Below are 3,657 nucleotides of genomic sequence, written 5' to 3'. Positions count from 1 at the left end.
CGTCGTCGACCGCGGCCGCGACCGCGTCGGTGTCGGCCCGGTAGTCGTCGTCGACGGGGACGGTCCGTAGCTCCACGTCGAGCAGCTCGGCGGCCTTGGTGAACGAGAAGTGCGCGCTCTCCGGAGCGACGACGTTGACGTCGCGCGCGTCGTGTCGGTTCCGGGCCGACCGCACCGCTTGGACGTTCGCCTCGGTCCCGCCCGAAGTGACGTATCCCGCGGCATCGCTCGGGGTCGGGTGGTCGGCGAGCGTCGCGAGCCGCTCGACCGCCCGTTCCTCCAACTCCGCGACCGCCTCGTAGGTGGCGGGATCGCCGGGATTCGACGCGAGAAACCGCTCGGCGGCCGCGCGGGCGTCCGGGTGCGGCTCGGTACACATCGAGGAGAGCACCCGGTCGAACGACTGCGGCTCCGGTTCCGGCCGTTGCATTCGCCCCCTATTGCCGGGGGCGGCTCTTACCCGTTCCGCTCCCGGTCGCGGCGGCGAGCAATCCCTTTCGACGGCCTCAGCGGACCGAATCGAGCAGCAGCCGCTGTTCGGTCCGCTTGACCTCGTGTTGGACGTCGCGGACCGCGTCGATGTTCGCGGAGATGGAAGAGACGCCCTTCTCGACGAGGAAGTCGACCATCTCGGGCTTCGAGCCGGCCTGGCCGCAGATGCTGGTGTCGACGCCGAGCTCACGGCACGTCTCGATCGTGTCGCCGATCAGCCGCAACACGGCCGGGTGAAGCTCGTCGAACCGGTCGGCGACGTGGCCGTTGTTGCGGTCGACCGCGAGCGTGTACTGCGTGAGGTCGTTGGTGCCGAAGGAGGCGAAGTCGATCCCCGCCTCGGCGAGGTCCTCGATCTGGAGCGCGCTCGCGGGCGTCTCGACCATCACGCCCCAGCGGTGCGTCTCCGGATCGATCCCGGCCTCGCGCATATGAACTTTGATCCCCTCGACGTCCGCGGCGTCGTTGACGAGGGGGAACATCACTTCGAGGTTGTCGTACCCCATCTCGTGGAGCCGCGCGAACGCGGCCAGCTCCTGCCGGAACGGCTCGGGCTTGTCGAGGCTCCGCCGGATCCCGCGCCAGCCGAGCATCGGGTTGGGTTCGACCGGCTCGCCGTCGCCGCCCTCCAGTTCGCGGAACTCGTCGGTCGGCGCGTCGATCGTCCGCACGCGGACCGGTCGGGGGTAGAACTCGTCGGCGACGCGCCGGACGCCCTCGACGAGCTCGTCCCGGTAGGCCGCCGCGCCGTGGTCGGCGATGTACTTCTCTGGGGTCTTCCCGAGCGACAGCACCATGTGTTCGATCCGGAGCAGCCCGACGCCGTCCGCGCCGGTCGCCGCGGCGCGCTCGGCCGCCTCCGGGATCGAGACGTTCACCTTCACCTCCGTCGCCGTCATCGGCTTGACGGGTGTCTCCGGGCGCGCGGCCTCCACCGGCTCGAACTCCTCGCCCGGCTCGGCCGACTCGGCTTCGCCCGCCCGGACCGTCCCCTTGTCGCCGTCGAGGGTGACGTGCTGGCCGTCTTCGAGGACCCGGGTCCCGTTGCCGGTCCCGACGACCGCGGGGACGCCGAGCTCTCGGGAGATGATCGCCGCGTGGCTCGTCATCCCGCCCTCGTCGGTGACGATGCCGGCGGCGCGTTTCATCGCCGGCACCATGTCCGGCATCGTCATCTCCGTCACCATCACGTCGCCCTCCTGTACCTGATCGAGCTGGTCGAGCTTGCGGACGATCCGGACGGTGCCGGAGACGGCCCCCGGGCTGGCTCCGAGCCCGTCGACGAGGAGGTCCGCGTCGTCCGCGCTCCCGTCGGTCGTTCGGCCCGCTCTATCGTCCGGCGAACCGAGTTCCGCCCCGCTCCCGTCGGTCGTTCGGCCCGCTCTATCGTCCGGCGAACCGAGTTCCGCCCCGCTCCCGTCGCCGTCGGCGGTCGCGGTGGTGCCCTCGGTGTCCTCGGGACCGTCCGCGTCCTCGCGGATCGTCGTGATCGGGCGCGACTGGAGCATGTATATCTCGCCGTCGTAGATCGCCCATTCGACGTCTTGGGGAGCGCCGTAGTGGTCCTCGACGCGCTCGCCGAGCGCGACGAGGTCGCCGATCTCGGCGTCGGAGAGCACCCGCGCCGTGCGGCGCTCCTCGTCGACGTCGAGCTGGACCGTCTCCCCGGTCTCCGCGTCTTTCACCATCTCGACCTTCTTGTCGGCGACGGTGACCTCGTCGACCGCGCCGCGCTCGCGGTCGTACACGTAGTTGTCTGGCGAGACGGTTCCGGAGACGACCGCCTCGCCGAGCCCCCACGCGGCCTCGATGGTGACCTGCGGGTCGCCCGTCGAGGGGTGGCTGGTGAACATCACGCCGGACTTCTCGGCGTCGACCATCCGCTGGACGACGACCGCGATGTCGACCTCGTCGTGCGGGAACCCCCGCTGCTGCCGGTAGTAGATCGCCCGCTGGGTGAAAAGCGAGGCCCAGCACTCCTTGACGCGGCGGAGGAGGTCCTCCTCCCGGACGTTGAGGAACGTCTCCTGTTGGCCGGCGAACGAGGAGTCGGGGAGGTCCTCCGCCGTGGCGGACGAGCGGACCGCGACGAACGCCTCGTCGCCGTCCTCGCTCATCGCCCGGTACTGCTCTAGGATCTCCTCGCGCACCGACTCCGGGAACGGCGTGTCGAGGATCAGCCGTTCCGCGGTCGCCTCGGCCTCGCGGAGCGCGGCGGAGTCCTCCGGATCGACGTCGACCGCGTCGAACAGCTCCTCGTCGATCCCGGCCTCCTCGATGAACGTCCGGTACGTGCCCGCGGTGACGGCGAACCCCGGTGGCACCGGGAGGCCCGCACCGATGAGTTCGCCGAGCGACGCGGCCTTCCCGCCGACGGTCCCGACGTCGTCGGCGTCGACATCCTCCAGCAAGAGTACTGCCATTCGTGTACCTGAAGGATCCGTGAGACGACCTATGAAGCTTCCGGCGGACGTAACAATGAATAAAAGACAACTCGGACCCGAGTTATCTCCACGGACCGCGCCGTTTCGCGTTCTTTCACGGATATCGTCGTGGCATGGCGGTCTCCTCCGTCGCGCTCCACACGTGACGCAGTGAAGACGCCGTGGGTCGGCGGGATCATCCCGGGGAACATCTTGTTCCAACCACGTATTACACGTCCCGACGGTGATGAAAGCGGGAAACAGCCGTCGCAGTCGACACCGTGCGTACAAGCGAAACGGGGGCCGAAGCACCGGGGACAGCGAACCGACCTGCGGTTCGTACCCTTTCAAACGGGTCGTTTCCGCCTATACTTATCTCCCGTTTCGTGATTCGGTCCTGTAACATGTTACAGGTCCTGTAACACCTGCCACGGACGTAAAAGCGCCCGACGCACCGAGCTCCCGCCCTCAGTCGTCGGCGAGCCGTCGCCGCTCGTCGCGCAACAGCCGCTCCCAGAGCCCGAACAGCCGGCTGTCGAGACCGTACGCCTCGTCGACGCGTCGGACCCAGCGGTCGTCGGCGAACAGGTGGCGCTGGAACCGTCGCACGTCGGGCGAGAGCCGGTCGCGGTCGCCGCCGTAGTACGAGAGCGACTCCTCGCGGGTCCGGGCGACGAGGCCGGCGGGAACGTCGATTCCGTCGGCGGCGGCGACGTGGTCGAACCACTCCAGATGGAGCAGC

2 protein-coding genes and 1 pseudogene are annotated in these 3,657 nt (G+C 69.2%); all 3 read right to left on the bottom strand.

Annotated features, from left to right (window positions below; genetic code table 11):
* Positions 1-430: aminotransferase class I/II-fold pyridoxal phosphate-dependent enzyme (locus BN903_RS13805; RefSeq protein ID WP_048078285.1), on the bottom strand; the 430-nt coding region annotated here is incomplete at its 3' end.
* Positions 431-506: 76 nt separating this feature from the next.
* Positions 507-2,915: a phosphoenolpyruvate synthase gene (ppsA, locus tag BN903_RS13800; protein WP_048078284.1), complete on the bottom strand. Its 2,409-nt coding sequence runs from the start codon at positions 2,913-2,915 to the stop codon at positions 507-509.
* 468 nt (positions 2,916-3,383) lie between these two features.
* A pseudogene (locus BN903_RS13795) lies at positions 3,384-3,657 on the bottom strand (hypothetical protein); the annotation flags it as partial.

This window comes from Halorubrum sp. AJ67 (assembly GCF_000513435.1).
This window is presented reverse-complemented; position numbering and strand designations above follow the sequence as displayed.

Bases quoted from the DNA above. Each gene is read 5' to 3' on its own strand.
- ppsA (WP_048078284.1), bottom strand. From the start codon at position 2,915: ATGGCAGTACTCTTGCTGGAGGATGTCGACGCCGACGACGTCGGGACC.